We start from the raw sequence: 215 nt of genomic DNA, 5'->3' as shown, positions 1-215 counted from the left end.
ATTCAGGCAGATTATCAAGCTGGATATGCTTTATATACCCTTTCTGGAGGAACTCCTGCAGTAAGTCATCCAGATGTGTCTAATATAGGTAGTGGTACTAAAACACCAGAGCGTTACATTCCAGTAGGACAAGGATTTTTTGTGGCTGCCGATAGTGATGGTGATATCGTATTTAATAACTCACAACGTAATTTCGTAAGAGAGACGGGAGCTTC

Annotated in this window: 1 pseudogene; it reads left to right on the top strand. The window is 40.9% G+C overall.

Features of this window, described 5'->3' with window-relative positions:
• Positions 1 to 215 (top strand): annotated as a pseudogene (locus Q1A01_RS23840) (ABC transporter permease); the annotation flags it as partial.

It is taken from the genome of uncultured Dokdonia sp., from assembly GCF_947492815.1.
In the GTDB taxonomy this organism is placed as follows: Bacteria; Bacteroidota; Bacteroidia; order Flavobacteriales; family Flavobacteriaceae; genus Dokdonia.
This window is presented reverse-complemented; position numbering and strand designations above follow the sequence as displayed.